Genomic DNA, 20032 nt, shown 5'->3' with positions numbered 1-20032 from the left:
CGCGGGCGCTACTGCGTGAGCGGATGCAGTTGTCATTGCGCCTGGACAAAAAGCTCGGCCAAGCAGGAAGCGTCCGAACGAACATCTTCAATTTTGATGAGCTGTTTTGAAGCAACCTTGCGACTTACTTCCGCTCTCGGCCTGAGGGTCACGGCAATAATCCAGTTACAAAAACAAACGAGGACCCCGCGTGAACACGAAAGACGATAAGTCTCACCCAGCAAAAGCACTCCTTATCGCCCTTTCAGCGGCGCTCGGAACGAGCGGATGCACAACGATGGTCGCCTACTCGGCCAAGCCGCATGAACCCGTGCAGACGGTGAGATATGCGCAAGGTGTCGGTACTGTCATCGAGAAACATGAGACTCACGAAGTCTTCATGTACCCGACTTTCAGGACGCAGGGCACTGCGATGCCGACCTTCACGATCGGGTATGCAAACAACGGCACCCAGCCGGTCAATTTCACGCCTGACAACATCAAGGCCTATTTCCGCGGACAACCAGTCTCGATCTATACCTACACACAACGCGTCGCGGAGATTCAAAGCGAAAAGCAAAGCAAGCAGATTGCGCTCGCGATCGTTGGCGGGCTGGCTGCAGGTGCCGCCGCGTATGGTGCCTCTCATCAGACCTATCAAAACAATTACTCAGGATTCGTGTCCGGGCGACATGGCGTTACGACGTTCGCCGGGACCAACACCGTTCAGGTGTACGACCCTCTGGCTGGAATCGTCGCCGGTGCTGCTGTCGGCGGGGCGACCGGCCTGGGCATCAGCCAGATTGAATTCAATGCCCAAAACCAGGAACGCGCAGCGAACTCGATACTTCAGGAAAACACGGTGGACCCGCTCCACATGGTCGCCGGCGAACTCATGCTGAAGGACTGCTGCGATCCTTATCCCAATCCGAACGACACGCTTCGATTTGAAGTGACCGCAAACGGCACGACTTCCATCTTCGAATTCCAGCGGAAGAAGGTTTCGCAATAGCGCATCACGTGCGGCGTTGCCGTACGGGAAAAGAACAACGAGGAGAAGACATGGCGCGACGCAAGAAGTCCAGCCCGCTTGAGGACATGATCGACCTGGTGTCGATGCTGCCCTGGTGGCTCGGCGTTGCACTGGCCCCTGTGAGCTACTTCCTTATGCATGCATGGGCTGTCCGGATCGCTGCCGACATGACGACCCGGCCGCAAGTCACCTCGAGCCTCTACTACGCGTTGGCATCGGCCGGCCAGTTCTTGCTGCCCTTCGTGTGCCTCGTCGGCGCGGCCGTATCTGCGTGGCGTCGCCATCGCAGGAAGGAACTGGCGGACAACGTGGCCGCAGCGAAGGCGCCGGACATCCTCGGGGAGATGAGTTGGCATGAGTTCGAAATCCTTGTCGGCGAAGGGTTCAGAAGGAGGGGCTACCAAGTCGAAGAGTTGGGCGGCGGCGGGGCCGATGGCGGCGTCGACCTCGTCTTGCGCAAGGCTGGCGAGAAGCATCTCGTTCAGTGCAAGCAATGGCGCGCCTACAAGGTGGGCGTGCAAGTCGTGCGTGAACTGTATGGCGTGATGGCGGCTGAGGGTGCGGCGGGCGGTTTCGTCGTGACCTCTGGACGATTCACCGATGAAGCACGAGCCTTTGCCGAGGGACGAAACGTCAGGTTGTTGGATGGCGAAGCGCTGTTGGGCTTGATGCGATCTGCACGAGGCGTCGAGCGGAACGTGCCGACGCGAGCAGCGGACCAGAATTCCGCGTCCGCCGACACCCCAGTGTCGACCGTGCAGCCTCCAACTTGTCCTAAATGCACGGGCGCCATGGTGCGCAGAACTGCCAAGAAAGGCCCCCACGCGGGGAACTCATTCTGGGGATGTGTTGCATATCCGAAATGCAGGGGAACCGCTTGAAGAACCTGGTCGTCGTGCTGATCCTGTGCTTCATCGGTTGGAAGGCATACACCCATTTCGACCAGCGACAGCAAGGTGTCCGGCAATTGGTTGCGGACAAGGAATGGAGTCCTTCGGTGCCAAGCCGCCCGAAGGCCGACGTCACGGGTTCATCTTTCAGATGTGACGGCCGGACGCGCTGCTCGCAGATGACGTCGTGTGCAGAAGCTACCTTCTTCTTGAAGAACTGCCCCGGGGTCAAGATGGATGGCAACGGAGACGGAGTTCCTTGTGAGAAGCAGTGGTGTCGCTGACTGCGTCTGCGACGATTGTCTTGGTTGCAGCGTAAGCGGCCCTCCAACTTCGCAGGCGCGGACGCCCGCAAGGTGGCGCTCTGCGGACGTTTCAGCATCCTACTCCGCTGTCACCCTCAGCAGTCGCAGTGGGGCCCATAGTCGAAATCTGTCTGCGAAGAAACCGGACACCCTCATCAGCAACCTTGCTGTCGTCGGTGTACTGCCGCCGCCTGCCCGTCCCAGAAAAGTGGCAGTTCAAGCGGTGCGATATAAGATCCCCGCTGAAACTTCAAGGGTGCTCATGGCCGGAGGAGACCGAGTTCCAAACATCTACTTCTCGGATGTATTCAGCGTGCCGACGGAAGTCCTCGACGAATACGGTGCCTTCAACGTCGCGCTGGTCAACGACCTGCCCCTGTTTGTTGATCCCTTCCTTCTCTATGACAGCCAGAACTCTGTCTACCGGAAACTGCATGACGGGATCATCACGTACCTCTGCTTCCTCCGGGATCGGGCCGTCGCTGGCGAGCTGACTCTTGGCTCGATCTCACAGTGGCTGTTGTTCAAAGAGATTAAGCAGAACTGGCTCGGCTTCAGCAAGACGGGCAACGTCGGCACCGGCCTTGGACCTAACTTCGCGCGTGCTCTCGCTCGTAACCTCACGACCGCCTTCAAAGACTTCGGCAACGAGACGATTTCGCACGGCAGCCACTTGGAAAAGCTCGGGCTACTAAGCGGCGGCGTGGGTCGAGATCACCTCAGCGACTTCACCACAAACCTGATCAAGAGCTACCTGCTGGAATACACGCAGGCTTTCGCCCTTAAACATGTTCGACCGGAGCAACGTGCGCGTTTCCGTGTCGAGCGCGTCCGGTTCGACTACGACATTCAGCGATGGCAAGCTGAATACTTCGAGCTGCCGGTCGCCAATGGCGACTACGTGATCCTGACGCCGAAGGAGATCCTGACGCGCGATGAGGCCTGGATCAACCAGACCGACCTGCTTGATCGCTTCCCCGACATCTGCGTCTCGCTTCCCGATGAAAATCTGCGGGCACAGGTAAACGATCACTTCTACAAACAGATCAAGCAGCGGACAAAAGAGAAGGAGAAGCGCGCAGCAGCCATGAGAACCATTGAGCAGTTCCGCGAACTGCTCGACTACTATATTCGCTGGAAGGAAGAGCACGGGTCTGAAGCCCACCGATCCGCAGACACGAAGGTGCGTGAGACGCACCAGCAATTCGTCGAGAACATCAAAGCCTTGGTCAGTGAGCACCTGGCCGGCACCGAGTTCTACAAGTACGATTCGTCGTACGAGCAGAGCATGAAGCGAGTCTTGTACCTGAAGCATGTCATCGAAGACCAGGGCGGGCACCGACTCTTCTACGTAAACGGGCAGCCGATCCAGCGCGAGGTTGACCTGCACGTAATGTTCAGGCTCACGTGGTTCGATAACTCCGCCGACCTCGATCTAAACGCCGAAGTCAACAACGGACGTGGTCCGGTGGATTTCAAGGTCTCCAAGGGCAAGAGGAACTCGAACCTCGTCGAGTTCAAGCTCGCCAAGAACACGGCCTTGGAGAAGAACCTACAGCATCAAGTTGCCATATACGAGAAAGCCAGCGAGGCGAAGGCATCGATCAAAGTCATCATGTACTTCAATGACTCGGAGCTGCAGCGAGTCAAGGACATTCTCAGGCGGTTGAAGCTCGTCGACTGCAAGGACATCGTACTGATCGACGCGAGTCCAAAGGCTTCGGCGTCAACGGCTCACGACCATTGAGGACGCTCAACGCAGCGAGGCAAGTCGACCTGTCCAGCCTCCCCCTCCTTGGCGGTCGAGCCCGCGAAGACGCGCAGCGCCTGTCTGTCGTACCGCGCGTCTTCGAGCGCCTCGTCGGCCAGGCCGCACCACTGATGACGCCAGTCCATGCGCAGCATCTTTGGAAAGCCGATTTGGTTGCCGACCCGCGTGGCCGCTCTTGGGGTACAGCGGTTCGATCACCGCTATCAAACGTGCCCAGGGCACGATGCGCGCCATCTCGGCGAGAAACTACTCGCGCCGCGTGCGCTTCCCCTTCATCGCGAACTCGGCGCTGGGAAAGCTGCGTTGGCTCAGCGTTGCACTGGCCCCTTGGGCGTTTTGATCAACAACGCATCGCTCGCCGTCTGCGTGGGCGCGACGCTGAATAGATCGGCATCTCCCTAGGCGAGCCTTTCGCTGTTCGGGCCCCAAGAAACCGATACGATCGAATTTATCAGATGACTCAGGACTCGGAACACTTTAATGCCAAAGGCTCCCGCGACGCTATATCACTACACGAATCAATCAGGGCTTCTGGGTATTCTTGGCTCCAATACGTTGTGGGCGACCAAGATTCAGTACCTGAACGACGCTTCGGAGTTTCAGCTCGCCTTAGATTTGGCATCTTCGGTACTCGCTAGGTTGATCAACGGGGAGAAGAATGCAAAGAAGCGTCGAAAGATCGAAGCGCTTCAGAGCAATCTGCGGCAGATCAGGCACTTGAATGTCTGTGTCTGCTCGCTGTCCGCTCGAGATGACGTATTAAGTCAATGGCGTGCCTACGGCGGAGGTACTTCGGGATTTGCAATCGGACTAGACCGCCGGGCGTTAGAAGGACAGGCATCCAAACAAGGGTTCGAACTCGTTCAATGCATCTACGATCAGAAGGTTCAAGAAGAACTTGTGGAACGTCTCGTTCTGGAATCGCTTGACAAGGACTTCAACACCCAGCCCTCCCGAATCGACAAGACAAGGCCCAGGACAATTCAAGCGCTTGCCGTGGGAGGAGACTTCGCCAAGGATTTTGCGCAACTCGCCCCGAAAATCAAGAACGGAGCATTCAGTGAAGAGAACGAGTGGCGCCTGGTTTCGGCTCGAGGGGTCGATGTTCGAACCTTGTCGTTTCGACCCGGCATCTCGATGCTAACTCCCTACCTGCCCTTCTCATTGGGCGACGAATTGCGCGCTTATCTTTGCTCAGTGACTGTGGGACCGACGCCTCACCCGGACCTGGCACAACTTTCAACATCCATGTTGCTTGCGAAGTTGGGAAACGGAGAGAGTGCCCACGTTTACCTGTCAAATGCACCCTATCGGGCTTGGTAGATCGTTCCGCAGCGACAGCGGTCATTCGACCTCCAACTAACGAACTTCCGCTGACCTGCGCTACCCGGACAGAGTAAATTGGACGCTCGCTGCTGCAGTGACCAGGCCGCCTTCGGTCGGATACAACCTGGTATTCACTCGTCGCTCGTTTAAGACAAAGATAGAAAAGAAAACATGACGGATCGCGCTCGCTCAGGAGACAACGAACGACGTTTCAAGGAACTTTGCTCCCGGGCAAGCGGCGTGCAATTGCTTGGTAAACGCCGCTTCGCTGCTGGCGATGTGAGCATCTCGGTAGACGAATCGCTCTTGCACAAAGGAACGGAATACCTAGTGGAGATCGACTCCGGGAACATGGCCAAGCTACTGGTTGGGCAGTACGTCTTACTCAATCAACTCTATCAACGCGGCGCGCACTCGCCTTTCTTCCTGGTCGTGCACGCATACGGTGGCCGTGGCAACGGCGACGACTCCCCGTCCGGTTCGCTCGCGTACAACCCAGTCCGAACTGTCAACAACCTGCAATTGGTGAATCAGCAACTCTATGGCGGCGTTGGGATCCCCTTCGCGGCAGTGCACTTGAACTCCTTGGCTGACTGGTTGGAAGACTTCGATGAACTGCTGGGTCGCTGCACCTACCCTGCACAGCAGGCGTTGGCGAGAAAAATAGCGGCATAGCGAACTTGCATGTCCGCTGCGATTAGCAATTGAGTCTCACATCAGCTCGCGACGACTAAAGTCCTTCGCACTCAATTCATTCCCGGCGCGCGCCCGCCGGTTCTAGGCTTTTGCGCTTGGATGTGGCTTGGGCTTTGAAGCTCGCTGCCAACACCGTCCCCACACCTTCAGGACGCTATTTCGAGCTAGAGTGGTTGAATCATGTCGATAGGTCACTCTGGTGACCTGCGTCATGCTCAGCTGCGCCCCGGGAAATCAAACGCCTGGATCGGCCGTTCAACTGACCAACACGACTATGGAAACGCTTAAGGCAAATGATGAGATTGCTGCCGCCCTGCGTGAATCAGCGGCCATCTCGGATTGGATCGGGGCACACCACCCGGAACAGATCTACCAAACCAAGTCGTCGATGGTCGCCGGTCCCTGTTACGGCATCGCGATGGACCATCGAGAGGCAATCCTCCTACTGATTGACCACAACGCTCGGACTTCCGCCTACGCCTTGCTGAGGAGCGTATACGAATCCCTCATGCGCGGACTTTGGGCTGAGCGCTGTCTTTTGAATGAGGCAAAGCTTAAGCAGTTCATCACCACCAAGGCGTTTCCCAAGCTCGAAAAGATCGTTCAACAGCTCGACGAGTATTCGAACGACAAGATCTACGCCACCTTCAAAGCCAAGTCGTACGGAGCAATGTCAGACTACGCCCATGGGGGCCTTCTTCAGCTCGAGAAATGGGTTTCCGATGGAGAGATCTCGGCTCAGCACCCCGACAGCGAGGTTGTGGAACTGCTTCGATGGGTCAATCTTTTCGGACTATTGGCAGTATGGGGGGTGGCGCGATTGGCCAACATCTCCACGGGCGCCCATGAGTCCAAGGTTGCTTGCTACGCAGCTTCAATGGCGCCGCCAAATCCGGGGCAATCGAAGCAATCTTCGGCCTAGTCGTTTGCCTCTCTTCTCGCTTGTGAGTGAGCCAGACATGGCGCCGAATCGCCACGGCCCCGAGGCACGCCAATTACTGCTCAACGTCGATCCTGGCCGGTGCCGCCCGGGTATCCTTGGATCAGGTCGGCGGAAAGGGCAATGGCGAAGGCGATGAAGAAGTTGACGGCAACGCGCAGGACGGCAACTCCGCGGACACCCAAGGCGTTGCCCAGCTCCACGAGGAAGGCCACCCCCCGAACGCGCCCGGCGGTAGACACCGTCCGCGCCTCCCGCGACGGCCACGAGTTCCACGAAGCCTGGGTCGCTCGAAAGTGCCTGGGCTTGCTCCTGCCCGGGGCCGATTTGGTCGGCATTGCGGTGGAAGGGTTCGCCAACGAGGACCAGCGTGGCGTCTCGAACGAAGGCAATGAGATCGCCGACGCGGTCCTGTACTTCGGAGGCCGGGCCAATCTGCAGCACGCCAAGCGCGTGATCGTGGTCCAAGTGAAGTACTCCAAGGCGTCCGAGCACAAGCCGTTTCGGGCGGCGGATGCGAAGAAGACCATCGGCAAGTTCGCGCGCACGTATCGCGCCTGCAAGACGTCGCTTGGGACCGACAAGGCGCGGGCAAAGTTGCGGTTCGAGCTGGTCACCAACCGGCCGATCGAGCCCGCGCTGCTCGAGGCCATCGAAGGTCTGGCGGCGCAAAGCCCGCTAAAGGGCGACGCGAAAACGCAGGCGAAGCAGGTGGCGGATGCCTGCAAGCTGACTGGCAAGGACCTTGCCGAGTTCGCCGCGCGGCTAGAAATGATCGGCCTGACCGGCGACCTGCGCGAGAACAAGCAGCAGCTCGCACTCACCTTGGTGGACTGGTCCGACGCGCGGGACCACATGGCCCGCCGCCGATTAGCGGATATCCGGGAGATGGCACGCGACAAGGCCGGTTTGATCAAGCAGCACCGCAACGTCATCGTGCGCACGGACGTGCTGGCTGCATTGGGCCTGTCCGACGACAAGGACCTGCTCCCGGCGCCGGCGAGCTTTCCGAAGATCGGAAAGGTGGTTGATCGCGTGCAGTTGGACGACACCGTCAACCGCATTCCGCGGCTCACCCGGCCGTTGGTCGTGCATGCCGAAGGTGGGTTCGGAAAGACGGTCTTCATGAACTCGCTGGCCGCCCGCCTGGGCCAGGAGCACGAGACGATCCTGTTCGACTGCTTCGGCATGGGCCAATACCGTGGCGCCGACGATAGCAGGCACCTGCCAAGCCGCGGTCTAGTGCATATCGCCAATGAGCTCGCCTGTCGAGGCTTGTGCGACCCCATGCTGCCCTCGACCAGCAACAGCGAAGACATCCTTCGCGCCTTCCGCGTGCGCCTGGAACAGGCCGTCGCGACCTTGCGCCGCGGCTCGACGGACCGGCAACTGGTCCTGCTGCTCGACGCGATCGATAACGCCAGCGAGATCGCTCGCGATCGCAATCAGGATTCGTTCCCGCGCCTGTTGCTGCAGAGCTTGGAGCATGGCGCAGCGATCGCCGGTCTGCAGGTTGTCGTCAGTGCCCGAACGCACCGGCAGCTCGCCGCAACCGGCGAGATCTCCGCCGAGGAGCTCGAACTGGCACCGTTCGTCGAGAGAGAGACACGTGCGTTCCTGCGCAGCCGCGTGAGCAAGCTGACCGAGACGATGGTCCAGGTGGGCCAGGCGAGGTCCAAAGGCAATGCTCGTGTGCTGGAACACTTGGCCGCGGAACCTAGCCTGCTGGCGCCGAGCGAGATCGACAAGCCCATCGCGCTGGACGATCTGATCCAGCACCGCATTGACCAGGCCTTGGTGGAGGCACGCAAGCTGGGCAATGCCGATCGCAGCATCCGCGCTTTCCTCGCGGGTCTGGCCACCTTGCCGCCGCCCGTGCCGCTCAAGGAGTTCGCGCAAGTCAACGGCATCGCCGAAGGCGCGGTCATCAGCTTCGCGGCAGACCTGTCGCCGCTGCTAGAGCAGACCAAGCATGGCCTGATGTTCCGTGACGAGCCCACCGAAACCCTCATCCGGCGCAAGTACGCTGGCGACGCGGCGCCGCTGCGTGAGCTGGCGACGAACCTGTTCGCCATGCAGGGCGAGTCGGTCTATGCCGCCACGACGCTTCCCGACCTGCTGCTGCAGCTGGAGGATGGCGAGAAGCTCTTCCAGCTGGCCTTCGACAAGCGGCTGCCCGCGAGCATCACCGGCACCGTGGGCCAGCAGACAATTCGCCATGCGCGACTTCGCGCCGCCGTGGCACACGCCGTTCGCGTCAACGACCTCGACCACCTCGTGCCGTTGCTGGTCGAATTGTCGACCCTCGCCGCGATGGACCAGCGGGGAATGACGTATCTGCTGGACTACCCTGATCTCGTGGTCGCCTCGGCCGATCCGGACTCGCTTCGGCGCATCTTCGAGGCACGAACCCCGTGGCCCGGCTCCCGCCACGCCCGCCTGGCGATCGCGCATGGGCTGATGGGCGAGACAGCCGAGGCAATCTGGCACGCCAGATGGGTCGCCGAGTGGCGGCAGCACTACTTCGATCAAACGAGCGACGCGCATGATCGCGCGCACCCGACGGTGCTGGATTTTGCGGCACTCCCGTTCTGTTATCTGCTCAGGGGTGACGCCAAGTCGGCGGCTCGAGATCTATCGGGTTGGGTGAGCGCAGAGTACGGGTACGACACCGCCAAAGCGATGTTCCAGCTGGCGCGCCGTCCAGAGGCTGCTCCCTTGCTCCCACCCGAGGTGATCCGGGCCTGTGTCAATGCGCTGGCGGCGATCGGGCCGATCGCCGCTGCAGTTCGCTATACCGCCGCCAGCCTGGAGCAGCAACGCACCCAACTCGAATCGCTCGCGGCGGCATGCAGGGCGGACGGCCCGGTGAAGCTTCAGGATCACTACCGACCCGACGAACGCCCGTTGGTGCAAGGCATGGTGGAGGCGGCAGCGAAGGCGGTGCGCATGGGGATGCCCGCCCAGGCCACCGCGATCCTCGCGGCGCTACCCTTGGTGGCGCCGCGCCTTCACGTGTTCATGGACTCATCGTACTGGACCGGGGAGGTGACCACGTACATTGCGCGGCAGGTCATCAGGCGCTGCGCAAACGGCACCCCGGTCGGTCCCCGCGATCTGCTGCCGCACGAACTGGCCGAGCACGCTGCGACGTTGCCTCCGGGTCTGCCGGACGCGGAGTTTCTCACCGCGCTTAAGGAGGCGTTGGACGCGGACTACCAAGCGAAGACTAAAGCCGCCCGGGACGCCAAGGAAGATATGCGCCACCACTACAGCCACCACGAGTCGGCCGCGCGATTCCTCAAGGAGCGGTTGCCGCGCTGGCTCGATATCGCGCATGACTTCGCTCAGGCTGTCGTCAGTTCTGGTACGGCACCGCCGAGCTTGGCGCCGCTGACGGCCCGCTGGATCATGCTGCGCAATAGCGACGATTACCTTTGGGGTGGCCGCTCGGCGCAACAGCAGCACAACACGGTCGGCGAGCGCTTGCTGGCGCTGGCTCTCACGGCGAACGACGCATTTCCTGCTGACGAGGTTGCGGCCTACATCAAGGTGGCCAGCGAACCGGATACCGCGCCTGTGTCCCACCTGATCGGGCTCGTCGCCTTGCTCGCCTCCCGCCCAGCGTTCCATGCTATGGCCGGCACGCTCGCGATCAAGGCAAGCGCGGCCACGGAGAAGGAGCACGATGTCACCGATCGCGCCGCGCACTTCGCGCGACTCGGGCAGGCGATCGCGTTGGCCAGCCCCGCCGAAGCTGTCGCGTACTTCCGAAAGGGGCTAGAGCAGATGGACGCGATCGGCTCGGGCGACTACCGCTTCGTCGAGGGGCTGATGCACTTCGCCAGCGCGCTGACCGGCGAAGGTCTCGGCCAGGACGGGAGCCACACCTTGTCCAACATCTGCGAGCTCAACTTCGGCGAGGAGCAGAAGTTCGACTGGGGCTCCTACGGCGCCGCGATGAGCCGGGTATCCGGTGTGGCCGGGCTCGCGAGGCTGGCGCGGTGGCAGGACCGCGGGCGAATCTCGTTGGACTACACACTGTTGCCGTACGTGCGCGCCTTGCTAGAGGACGACAAGCTCGACGCCGATCTCGCCCTGACTCTGTTGCGACTGTCGAATCCAGCCGAGCTCTACGTGTGCGGGACCACGCAGTTGGTCGCCACCCTCGAATCCAAGCCGTCCGCACGCGTGCCCGCCGTTGCCAACGAGCTCGTCGCGCAATACCTGCAGAACAACCCTGGTTCTCTGGGCTCGGAAACGCCCCGCGCACTCGCCCGCTTCGCCGGCGCTGTGCTGGGCCAGGACGCATGGCAACGGAAGTACCTGGAAGCGGCGGCGGACCGGATCGACGTCAAGCGCGATGACTACAACAGACGCGCCAACTGGCGCGCGCCCGGAGCCGACGCCGCGCCTCGAACCTGGGAAGACGAGCAGACTGAAGCGAAGGCGCACGTTCTACAGCTCGCCGCGGGCACTGATCCGCTCGAGGAGGTCGCGGTGGGGCGCGTCCTCGATGCGGCTCGCACGCAGCACCGGAACATGCGCTTCTCTGGCGATGTCCTCAATGCGCTGCGAGCGAAGGTGGCATTCAAGCAATGGCCTGACTATCTCGCGCTGATCGCGCGGCTCGAGATGTTGGACCTGTATGAGAAAGAACGGGAGCTGCGCACGTGCAAGGAGCAATGGATCGGTTCCTCGCTCGCCGTAGCCGACGCGCTCAAGGCATGCGCACCGGTCATCGCACGGGTGAATGCACGCGAATACATTTCCTTCGACTACCTGTCGGGCTCACACGTCCGCGCCCTTGAGGATATCTGTGGTCTGTCGCGCCGCGATGTGCTGATGCTCCTCATCCAAGAGTTCACCCGTCCCAAGATGCCGGTGCCGGCCTCGGTGTGGCTCAACTTCGCGGCGGAGTTTAACGAAAAGACGTCGCACGGCGTGGGCGAGGCGGCGCTGACGCGCCTGCTGCAGAGCGGGCCGGCGAAGCTCGCGGCCAACACGGAGGACGGGGCGTGGCAGGACGCGATGACCTTTACCGGGGATGCGGTTGAGGCCATCGCGGCAATCATCTGGTTCCAGCTCGGTTCTCCGGTCACCCGGCAGCGGTGGTTCGCCGCCCATAGCCTGCGCACGGCGGTCCTCCTCGGACGTGCCGAGGTGGTGGACGGGGTCGTTGCGAAGTATTGGCGCCGCGACGCGATCCCCTTCCAGGCGCCGGAGTTGCCGTTCTTCTACCAGCACGCGCAGCTCTGGTTGCTAATCACGATGGCGCGCATCGCACTGGAGGCGCCCGCGGTCGTCGCTCGGCACGCCGATTTTCTCGAAGCGATCGCGTTGGACGCCGTGGACCGCCACGTGCTTCGGCGGCATTTCGCGGCGCAGGCCCTGCTGGCCTGTGTGACTGCAGGTGAGGTGCGCCTGTCGAAGGCACGGGTCCAGAAGCTGCAGCGCGTCAATCGACCGAGATTCGCGGCCCGGAAGGAGAAGGACTACTACGGGAGCGACTTCTCCCCCATGCGCCCCAAGGGCATGGCCGAGCCCCAGCCGGAACTGCATCTGGACTACGACTTCAGCAAGGACGACGTTGCGCAGCTGGCGAACCTGTTCCGACGGCCGCATTGGGAAACGGTGGATGCCCTCGTCGCCAAGATGCGTGAACACGACGCCGATATCGAGTTCATGAGCGATCGCAAAGGGCGGTCCCGACCGGGGCGTGACCACTACACGCGTGGCATCGACGCCGAGTACCAAACTCACGGCGAGCAGCTGGCCTGGCACGCCTTGTTCTCGGTGGCCGGCGATCTGCTCGCCGCGCACCCGGTGGTCTGGCGCGGCTACGAGCAGGAAGATCCGTGGGAGGACTGGCTCTCGCGCGAGGTCGTGACGCATCCGGCGGGCTGGTGGCTCGCGGACGGCATGGACCTCCAACCCCTGGACACCTGGGTCTCCTTGATGGTCATGGGCGACACCGCAATGGACCTCACCGCCGATCCGGCCGCATTGAAGTCGTTGCTCGGGATCGGCGATTCGGTGGGAGATTGGCTCACCGTCGATGGCAGTTGGCACTCCAACGAGAACGTCGAGATCCGGGTGCTGTCGGCGCTGGCGCCGCGGAACCAAAGCGCCGCATTGGCCGAGGTGCTGGCCGCTGAGGGGCCTTTCCAAGCCTACTTGCCGCAGCTAGAAACGTACGAAGACGACGGGATGGCCTCGAATCGCGACGCGCCCTACCTGTCATGGATCGTGCGCAAGGAATCCTATGCGCATCTGGACGAGACCGATGCCCTAGGCGCCGATGGCGCGTTGCAGCGCCCGCGCTTGAGCCAGGACGTCACCGCGTTCGCAAAGCTGCGATCTGTCGATCCATTCGACCGGACGTGGGAAAACGCCTCCTGCGAGACCGTGGTGCGGGCCGAGGCGTGGATCGAATCCCGCCGACATGAGGAAGGCGCGAGCGAGGGCTCACGCCTGTGGTGCCGCACTGACGTCGTGCGTGCGTACTTGGAGGCCCGCGACGCCGACCTGATGTGGCTAGTGCGCCTGCGCCGCCACGACAGAGGCCACGGCATAGAGCGCAGCCGCTACTGGCATACCACCGCTGTCATCCGGATGAGTGCGTCGCTCGAGGTGAGTTACACGACGGGTCGGTCGAACGAAATGGAAGAATCGAAGTTCTAGCGTGCTTCCGGCACGGTGGCGCGCGTCAGCGGATCGGACGGCCGCGTTCGTGCCACGGCTGCAGGACGCTGACCCCCCCGATTGGGAGCACGAGCAAAGTCATCACTGGATCGTATTCACGCCCTCGCACCTTGGCTTGCACGTTTGCCAGTAGGGCCCGCGTCTCGTTTCGTCGAGACTGGTCATTTGGGAGCCTGGCTTCGTGTGGCGGGAATCAGTCTTCAATGGGCTGAGCGGTCGACCTGGAGCTACTTTGCCCGCAAAGCGGCATGAAGCAGTCTCAAGCCAGCAACGGACCAAAGGACTGCACTCAGTCTGAAGCAGTCCAACCCTACCTGCCTACCCACCCCAAATCCCGATCGCTAGCCACCGCAAAATAAAACCACTCAGTCCCCGGCAACGCCTCAGCATTCGGAAACACGATGAACCCATCCCGATGCGCATGCAGCACGTGCCCATCCTCGCGCACCCCAATAGCCTCGCCCTGCGCAACCGCATCAAACGTCGCCCATTCCCGCACGAACTGATCGTCCTCATGCAGCCGATCCGTCACGCTCACCAGCCGTAGCAACGACGGCGGCGCCGGCGGCTTGACTTGCGGATCACCCGCAATCATCCCCAGCAACCGCAGCGAGGAAAGAATCGCCGCATACGCCACGTCAGGCGCAGCCGGATCCTCATGCTGCCCGCATTCAAGCGTGACCCCGTAGCCGCCGCGGCTTCGCATGTATTCATTGGTCCCGCGCCCAAAGGCGACTTCCGCCTCATCCGCCGGCTGCCCGCCCGCGCGCTGGGCCAGGCCGGCTGCGTAGATATCAAGCCAGCCTTCAACGACACGCGGCGTGCCGAGATGCAGCGCAAGCTGCCCTTCCTCGAAGGCGCGCGAAAAAGGTTCGAGCGTTCCGTTGTTGTCCCGCGGGCCGATCATCGCGAAAGCCTCCCCAGCACTCTGGAACGAATGCAGGTCGAGCAGCACATCGTGCCGATCGAGCAGCGGGCACAGCAGGTTCGTGATGCGTGCTTCGTAGTCGGCGGGCTCGACACCCGGCTCGGTCGGCTGAAACAGGCGGTTGAGGTTGCGCTCGCCTTCGCGCCGCATCCGGCGACGTGCGAGCGGATTCGCGACCGGCACCATCGTCAGCTGGCCGCGCAGCAGTTGCAGCTTGCACGCGTCGAAGTCCGCCACCACGCGTTCGATGCCCACGGTGCCGCAGGTCTCGTCGCCATGCACACCGCCGAGCACGATCAGCTTCGGTCCCGGCGCCGGGGATGCGAAGCCGTGAACGCGCAAGGTGTCGTTGGAGATGAGGTCAGTGGGCTCGATGGGCTCAGTGCTTGGGTATGTCATCTGGTCGGCCATCCTACAACGCGGCGAACGGCGGTCCTACCGTGTTTGCCTCGATGCGATGCGACAAACGACGGGATGACAAAGGAGCGAAGCATGGCCACGCGCAAGCAGGATTCCGTGAAGACCGACGCATCGAAAGATGCGGGCGGCGGCAAGACCAGGATCGAACAGGAGGGCGAAGCCGTGCCCCGCCTGCCGCACGAGCATGACCAGTCTTCGGACAGTCAGGAGACCAAGGACGGCAAGCCTCCGCGCGTGGGCAAGCAGGCCTTCGACGATGTCGAGCGCGGTCTCGTCGACACCGATCGCGGCCCGGTGGCGGACCGCGTCTACAACGACAAGGTCAAGCCTTGAGCGAGGCGTCGAGTTGCTCGCGCATCGCTGTCACCACGCTCTTGTAATCCTTCGCACCGAAGATCGCGCTGCCGGCCACGAAGGTGTCGGCGCCGGCGCTGGCAACGCGCGCGATGTTGTCGACCTTGATGCCGCCGTCGACTTCGAGCCGGATGTCGCGTCCGGTGTCGTCGATGCGCTTGCGCGCAAGCTCGATCTTGCGCAGCGCCGAATCGATGAAGCTCTGGCCGCCGAAGCCGGGGTTCACGCTCATGATCAGGATGAGGTCGATCTCGTCGATGGCCCAGTCGAGCGCTTCGAGCCCCAGGCCGGGGTTGAACACCAGCCCGGCCTTGCACCCTGCGGCCTTGATGGCCTGGATGCTGCGGTGCATGTGCGGCGACGCGTCCGGGTGAAAGCTGATGAAGTCGGCGCCCGCTTGCGCGAAGGCCGCGGCCAGCGCGTCGACCGGCTGGATCATCAGGTGCACGTCGATGGGCACGGGCGTGCCATCGGGCTTCTGCGCGTGCGGCTTGAGCGCCTGGCACACCATCGGCCCGAACGTCAGGTTCGGCACGTAGTGGTTGTCCATCACGTCGAAATGGATCCAGTCGGCACCGGCGGCGATGACGTCGCTCACTTCGGCGCCCAGGCGTGCGAAATCGGCGGAAAGGATGGAAGGGGCGATGCGGAAGGGGCTGCTCATGGGCTCGGATTGTCGCAGCAGTGCCTTCGGATTGCAGCTTCGGGCCGGGGGCGATGTACTACCATCCACGCGATGTCCAACTTCCCGATGACCGTGCAGGTCGAACCTCGATTCCTGCCCGACCAGTCTTCGCCCGAAGACCGGGTCTATACCTTTGCCTATTCGGTGACGATCACCAACAACGGCAAGGTGGCGGCCCAGGTGATCGCCCGGCACTGGGTCATCCATGACACCGAGGGAAACACGCAGGAAGTCGACGGGCTCGGCGTGATCGGCCAGCAACCCCTCCTGGCGCCTGGGGAATCCTTTCGCTACACCAGCGGCTGCCGCCTCCAGGCACCGAGCGGTACCATGCACGGGAGCTTTTTGATCGTGACAGAACGTGCGGAGCGCTTCGACGTTCCGATTTCCATGTTCGTGCTGGAAGCCGATGCGGGGGGTATTCCCTCCTCGCGAGTGCTGCACTGAGCTCCGCCCCGGAGGGTGGCTGCGCACCTCATCGGGCAGCGCGGCCGACCCCCGCCTTGATTGAATCTGCTTGATGAATTTCTTTTCCAACGATCTGCTGGGTTTCTGGTCTGAGTGGGTCCGTCCCTCGGCCGGCCTGCCGACCGTGCTGTGGGCATTGCTGCTGGCGGCAGCGGCGGCCTCCGGCCATCTGGTGCAACGCTACTTGGGGATGCCCAAGGTGATCGGTTATTCGATCGTCGGCACCGTGGTGGGCTTCGCCGGCTTCGAAGGCGCGATCTGGCCGCTGCAGGGCATCAGCCTCTTCCTGATCGAACTGGGCGTGGCGATCGTGCTGTTCGAGGCCGGCGGGCGCCTGCCGGTGCGCTGGTTCCGCCACAACCCGATGGTGCTGGTGCAGAGCCTGCTCGAATCGACGCTCACCTATTTCGCGGTGTTCTGGGTGCTGCACTGGCTGGACGTGCCCGATCCGGTGGCCAATCCGATCGCGCTGATGGCGATCGTCGCGTCCCCGGCGGTGCTGAGCCGGGTCATCATCGACACGCGCGCCTCGGGGCCTGTCACGGAGCGCGCGATGACGCTGGCGACGCTCAATACCTTCTATGCGCTCGCGCTCGGCTATGCGCAGGCGGGGCTCATCGAGCATGCGCCGACGGGGCTGCTGCAGAAGCTGTCTCCTGTCCTGGTGGTGCTGGGGATGTCCTTCGTGGTCGGGGCGCTGATGGCGCTTTCGTTGCGCTCGGCACTGCGCGTGATGAGCCCGACGAGCGAGAACACCTCGATCCTGCTGCTGGCCATCATCGGCGCGGGCGCTGCGCTGGCGGCGCACTTCGGCGGCTCGGCGCCCCTCGCGGCATTGATCGGCGGTGTGCTGCTCAAGGCGCTCAATCCCAGGCCGTGGACCTGGCCCCGCCAGCTCGGCACCGCCGCCTCCCTCATCACGATGCTGATGTTCGTGCTGGTCTCGATCGTGGCGGCGCAGGCCGACTGGAACCTGCCGGTTGCGAGCGTGGTGCTCACCATGATCGGCGTGCGCGCCTTCTCCAAGATCGCGGGCGTCGCCATCGCGAACCCCGGCAGCGGCGCAAGCTGGAAACAGGCCTTCTGGGTCGGCTGCGCGATGTCGCCGCTGTCGTCGATCGCACTGCTGATCTCGTCGGCTTTCGTTTCCGCATCACCCCTGCTGGGTGCGATGATCACGCAGATCGCCCTGCCGGCCATCCTGCTGATGGAAGTGCTCGGGGCGGTGATCGCCACCGCTGCCATTCACGGCGCCGGCGAGAGTTCCATGCCTTGGCTGCCCGAAGCCTTCGGCAGGGTGGAGGAGACACAGCGATGAGTGCAGCGCCGTGCCGAGAGTGGGGGTCGACATGACATCACGTCCGATGGAACTTCAAGCCGACGGCACGCCCGCTACGCCGGCAAGCCGCATCGTGCCGCTGGAACGCTTCAACAAGTCCGTCGCGCTGTCGCTCGGCGTCGAGCTCGAGCTGCAGCTCGTCAACACCCACGACTACGACCTCGCGCCCTATGCCGCGGACATGCTGCGGCTGATGGCGCAGACGCCGCTGCCCGGCAGCGTGGTGCCGGAGATGACGTCGAGCATGATCGAGATCTCGACCGACGTGTGCCATTCGGCGCAGGACGTGATCGAGCAGCTCACGCCGATCCGCGACGCGCTGGTGAAGAACGCCGACAAGCTCAACATCGCGGTGGTGGGCGGCGGCACGCATGCCTTCCAGCAGTGGCACGAACGGCGCATCTACGACAAGCCGCGGTTTCGGGAGCTGTCGGAGCTCTACGGCTATCTGTCGAAGCAGTTCACCATCTTCGGCCAGCACGTGCACATCGGCTGCCCCGATGCCAATGGGGCGCTGCTGATGCTGCACCGCATGTCGCGCTATATCCCGCACTTCATCGCACTGTCGGCCTCGTCGCCTTTCGTGCAGGGGCAGGACACGCAGTTCGATTCGGCGCGGCTGAATTCGGTGTTCGCGTTTCCGTTGTCGGGCCGCGCGCCGTTCACCTTGTCGTGGAAGGAGTTCGAGAACTACTTCATGCGCATGACGCGCACCGGCGTGGTCCGGAGCATGAAGGACTTCTACTGGGACATCCGGCCCAAGCCCGAATTCGGCACCATCGAGATCCGCGTGTTCGACACGCCGCTGACCGTGGAACGCGCCGCCGCGCTGGCCGGCTATGTGCAGTCGCTGGCCGCGTGGTTCCTGCAGGAGCAGCCTTTCACGCCGACCGAGGACGACTACCTCGTCTATACCTACAACCGCTTCCAGGCGTGCCGCTTCGGTCTCGATGCGGTCTACGTCGATCCGGCGAGCGGGGAGCACATGTCGCTGCGCGACCATATCCTGATGACCATGACGCAGCTCGAATGGCACAGTGAGGCGCTCAACGCCACGAAGGCGCTGTCGGAACTGCGCACCAGCGTCGAGGCCAATCGCAACGACGCGCGCTGGCTGCGGGAGTTGCAGGGCAAGGAGAGGTTGCTTGCCGAGGTGGTCCGGCAATCGGGCCTGCGCTTCCGCACCGCCGCCGTCTGAGGCCGTCCTGACATGAGCACTGGCGAATTCGATCTCATCGCGCGCTATTTCACGCGGCCCGTGAAGCGCTCGCCGCTGGGCGTGGGCGACGATTGCGCCCTGCTCGCACCGGCTGCGGGCATGCAGCTTGCGGTTTCTTCGGACATGCTGGTCGAGGGGCGGCACTTTCTTTCCACTGTCAGTCCCGAGCGGCTCGGGCACAAGGCGCTGGCCGTCAATCTGAGCGATCTGGCGGCGTGCGGCGCCAAGCCGCTGGCGTTCACGCTCGCGCTCGCGTTGCCTGCGGTCGATGAGGTTTGGCTGGAGGGGTTTTCGCGCGGGCTCTTTGCACTGGCCGATGCGCACGGTTGCGAGTTGATCGGCGGCGACACGACGCGCGGACCGCTCAATCTCTGCATCACGGTGTTCGGCGAAGTGCCCGCACGCGGCGCGCTGCTGCGTTCGGGCGCGAAGGTGGGTGACGACATCTGGGTCAGCGGCACGCTCGGCGACGCGCGGCTCGCGCTCGAAGTGTTTCGCGGCACGCTTGCGCTGCCGGCCGAGGCGTTCGAGCTGGCGCGCGGGCGAATGGAACAACCCACACCGCGTGTTGCATTGGGGCAGGCACTGCGCGGCATCGCGACCGCGGCGATCGACATCAGCGACGGGCTGGTCGGGGACCTCGGGCACATCCTGAAGGCCAGCAGTGTCGGGGCGCAGGTCGATGCCGATGCGGCGGCCGACCTACTCGCCATGGGAACGACTGCGCCGCTGAGTCTCGACGTGCGGCGCACCTGCACGCTCGCCGGTGGCGACGACTACGAACTCGCCTTCACCGCGCCGACCTCGGCTCGCGATGCTGTCGAGCAGGCCGGGCGCGCATCGGGCACACCGGTGGCGCGGATCGGCCGCATCGAATCGGAATCAGGGCTTCGCATCGTCGATGCGCAAGGCAAGGCTGTCGCGCAGCGCTTCACTTCCTTCGATCACTTCGCCTGAGCGGCACCGCAGCGACG

16 protein-coding genes and 1 pseudogene are annotated in these 20032 nt (G+C 62.9%); 13 read left to right on the top strand and 4 right to left on the bottom strand.

The genetic code is table 11. The features are described from left to right. Positions 1-190 precede the first annotated feature (190 nt). The 4 genes from AC1DN9_RS16305 (at position 191) to AC1DN9_RS16290 (ending at position 3954) form a co-directional block, all read left to right on the top strand. On the top strand, positions 191-991 hold the full coding sequence (locus tag AC1DN9_RS16305) for a hypothetical protein (protein ID WP_478101930.1): 801 nt from the start codon (positions 191-193) through the stop codon (positions 989-991). A gap of 50 nt (positions 992-1041) precedes the next feature. After that, positions 1042-1893: a restriction endonuclease gene (locus tag AC1DN9_RS16300; RefSeq protein ID WP_478101928.1), complete on the top strand. Its 852-nt coding sequence runs from the start codon at positions 1042-1044 to the stop codon at positions 1891-1893. Then, complete coding sequence (locus AC1DN9_RS16295; RefSeq protein WP_478101926.1) at positions 1890-2186, top strand: excalibur calcium-binding domain-containing protein; 297 nt, start codon at positions 1890-1892, stop codon at positions 2184-2186. Before AC1DN9_RS16300 ends, AC1DN9_RS16295 begins: the two co-directional genes overlap by 4 nt. 283 nt (positions 2187-2469) lie before the next feature. Further along, positions 2470-3954, top strand: coding sequence for a hypothetical protein (locus AC1DN9_RS16290; protein ID WP_478101924.1), 1485 nt, complete (start codon positions 2470-2472; stop codon positions 3952-3954). A 59-nt stretch (positions 3955-4013) separates the two neighbouring features. On the opposite strand, the pseudogene AC1DN9_RS16285 reads toward AC1DN9_RS16290, so the two are convergent. After that, positions 4014-4290 (bottom strand): annotated as a pseudogene (locus tag AC1DN9_RS16285) (transposase); the annotation flags it as partial. Between the two features lie 168 nt (positions 4291-4458). On the opposite strand from AC1DN9_RS16285, the gene AC1DN9_RS16280 reads away from it, so the two are divergent. The 3 genes from AC1DN9_RS16280 (at position 4459) to AC1DN9_RS16270 (ending at position 6922) form a co-directional block, all read left to right on the top strand. Further along, on the top strand, positions 4459-5301 hold the full coding sequence (locus tag AC1DN9_RS16280; protein WP_478101922.1) for a DUF2971 domain-containing protein: 843 nt from the start codon (positions 4459-4461) through the stop codon (positions 5299-5301). A 174-nt stretch (positions 5302-5475) separates the two neighbouring features. Then, positions 5476-5979, top strand: a complete 504-nt coding sequence (locus AC1DN9_RS16275) for a hypothetical protein (RefSeq protein WP_478101920.1) — start codon at positions 5476-5478, stop codon at positions 5977-5979. A gap of 295 nt (positions 5980-6274) precedes the next feature. Then, a complete protein-coding gene (locus AC1DN9_RS16270; RefSeq protein ID WP_478101918.1) occupies positions 6275-6922 on the top strand; it encodes a DUF6988 family protein in 648 nt (215 codons plus the stop codon). An 80-nt stretch (positions 6923-7002) separates the two neighbouring features. On the opposite strand, the gene AC1DN9_RS16265 is transcribed toward AC1DN9_RS16270, so the two are convergent. Then, entirely contained in the window at positions 7003-7155 is a 153-nt protein-coding gene (locus AC1DN9_RS16265) for a hypothetical protein (protein ID WP_478101916.1), read from the bottom strand. Between the two features lie 91 nt (positions 7156-7246). On the opposite strand from AC1DN9_RS16265, the gene AC1DN9_RS16260 reads away from it, so the two are divergent. Beyond that, entirely contained in the window at positions 7247-13624 is a 6378-nt protein-coding gene (locus AC1DN9_RS16260) for an NACHT domain-containing protein (protein WP_478101914.1), read from the top strand. A gap of 331 nt (positions 13625-13955) precedes the next feature. Here AC1DN9_RS16260 and AC1DN9_RS16255 read toward each other — a convergent pair whose 3' ends face one another. Beyond that, complete coding sequence (locus AC1DN9_RS16255) at positions 13956-14972, bottom strand: succinylglutamate desuccinylase/aspartoacylase family protein (protein WP_478102056.1); 1017 nt, start codon at positions 14970-14972, stop codon at positions 13956-13958. Positions 14973-15065: 93 nt separating this feature from the next. Between AC1DN9_RS16255 and AC1DN9_RS16250 the strand changes: the two genes are divergently transcribed. After that, a complete protein-coding gene (locus AC1DN9_RS16250) occupies positions 15066-15326 on the top strand; it encodes a hypothetical protein (protein ID WP_478101912.1) in 261 nt (86 codons plus the stop codon). On the opposite strand, the gene rpe is transcribed toward AC1DN9_RS16250, so the two are convergent. After that, positions 15316-16011 (bottom strand): ribulose-phosphate 3-epimerase, encoded by a 696-nt coding sequence (gene rpe, locus AC1DN9_RS16245; RefSeq protein ID WP_478101910.1) that lies wholly within the window; start codon positions 16009-16011, stop codon positions 15316-15318. The two genes, AC1DN9_RS16250 and rpe, sit on opposite strands and share 11 nt — an antisense overlap. A 72-nt stretch (positions 16012-16083) precedes the next feature. Here rpe and apaG point away from each other — a divergent pair, with 72 nt between their 5' ends. The 4 genes from apaG to thiL all read left to right on the top strand — a co-directional run bounded on the left by apaG (position 16084) and on the right by thiL (position 20015). After that, a complete protein-coding gene (gene apaG / locus AC1DN9_RS16240) occupies positions 16084-16479 on the top strand; it encodes a Co2+/Mg2+ efflux protein ApaG (RefSeq protein WP_478101908.1) in 396 nt (131 codons plus the stop codon). Positions 16480-16552: 73 nt separating this feature from the next. Further along, positions 16553-17818, top strand: coding sequence for a cation:proton antiporter (locus AC1DN9_RS16235; protein ID WP_478101906.1), 1266 nt, complete (start codon positions 16553-16555; stop codon positions 17816-17818). A gap of 94 nt (positions 17819-17912) precedes the next feature. Then, positions 17913-19037: a YbdK family carboxylate-amine ligase gene (locus tag AC1DN9_RS16230; RefSeq protein WP_478102054.1), complete on the top strand. Its 1125-nt coding sequence runs from the start codon at positions 17913-17915 to the stop codon at positions 19035-19037. A 12-nt stretch (positions 19038-19049) separates the two neighbouring features. Further along, positions 19050-20015, top strand: coding sequence for a thiamine-phosphate kinase (thiL, locus tag AC1DN9_RS16225; RefSeq protein ID WP_478101904.1), 966 nt, complete (start codon positions 19050-19052; stop codon positions 20013-20015). Positions 20016-20032: the final 17 nt, after the last annotated feature.

Source organism: Variovorax sp. 05L425 (assembly GCF_056397705.1).
The sequence above is the reverse complement of the archived record's forward strand: the minus strand, read 5'-3'. Positions and strand labels throughout refer to the sequence as shown.

Bases quoted from the DNA above. Each gene is read 5' to 3' on its own strand.
- AC1DN9_RS16300 (WP_478101928.1), top strand. From the start codon at position 1,042: ATGGCGCGACGCAAGAAGTCCAGCCCGCTTGAGGACATGATCGACCTG.
- AC1DN9_RS16290 (WP_478101924.1), top strand. From the start codon at position 2,470: ATGGCCGGAGGAGACCGAGTTCCAAACATCTACTTCTCGGATGTATTC.
- AC1DN9_RS16280 (WP_478101922.1), top strand. From the start codon at position 4,459: ATGCCAAAGGCTCCCGCGACGCTATATCACTACACGAATCAATCAGGG.
- AC1DN9_RS16275 (WP_478101920.1), top strand. From the start codon at position 5,476: ATGACGGATCGCGCTCGCTCAGGAGACAACGAACGACGTTTCAAGGAA.
- AC1DN9_RS16270 (WP_478101918.1), top strand. From the start codon at position 6,275: ATGGAAACGCTTAAGGCAAATGATGAGATTGCTGCCGCCCTGCGTGAA.
- AC1DN9_RS16255 (WP_478102056.1), bottom strand. From the start codon at position 14,972: ATGACATACCCAAGCACTGAGCCCATCGAGCCCACTGACCTCATCTCC.
- AC1DN9_RS16250 (WP_478101912.1), top strand. From the start codon at position 15,066: ATGGCCACGCGCAAGCAGGATTCCGTGAAGACCGACGCATCGAAAGAT.
- rpe (WP_478101910.1), bottom strand. From the start codon at position 16,011: ATGAGCAGCCCCTTCCGCATCGCCCCTTCCATCCTTTCCGCCGATTTC.
- apaG (WP_478101908.1), top strand. From the start codon at position 16,084: ATGTCCAACTTCCCGATGACCGTGCAGGTCGAACCTCGATTCCTGCCC.
- AC1DN9_RS16235 (WP_478101906.1), top strand. From the start codon at position 16,553: ATGAATTTCTTTTCCAACGATCTGCTGGGTTTCTGGTCTGAGTGGGTC.
- thiL (WP_478101904.1), top strand. From the start codon at position 19,050: ATGAGCACTGGCGAATTCGATCTCATCGCGCGCTATTTCACGCGGCCC.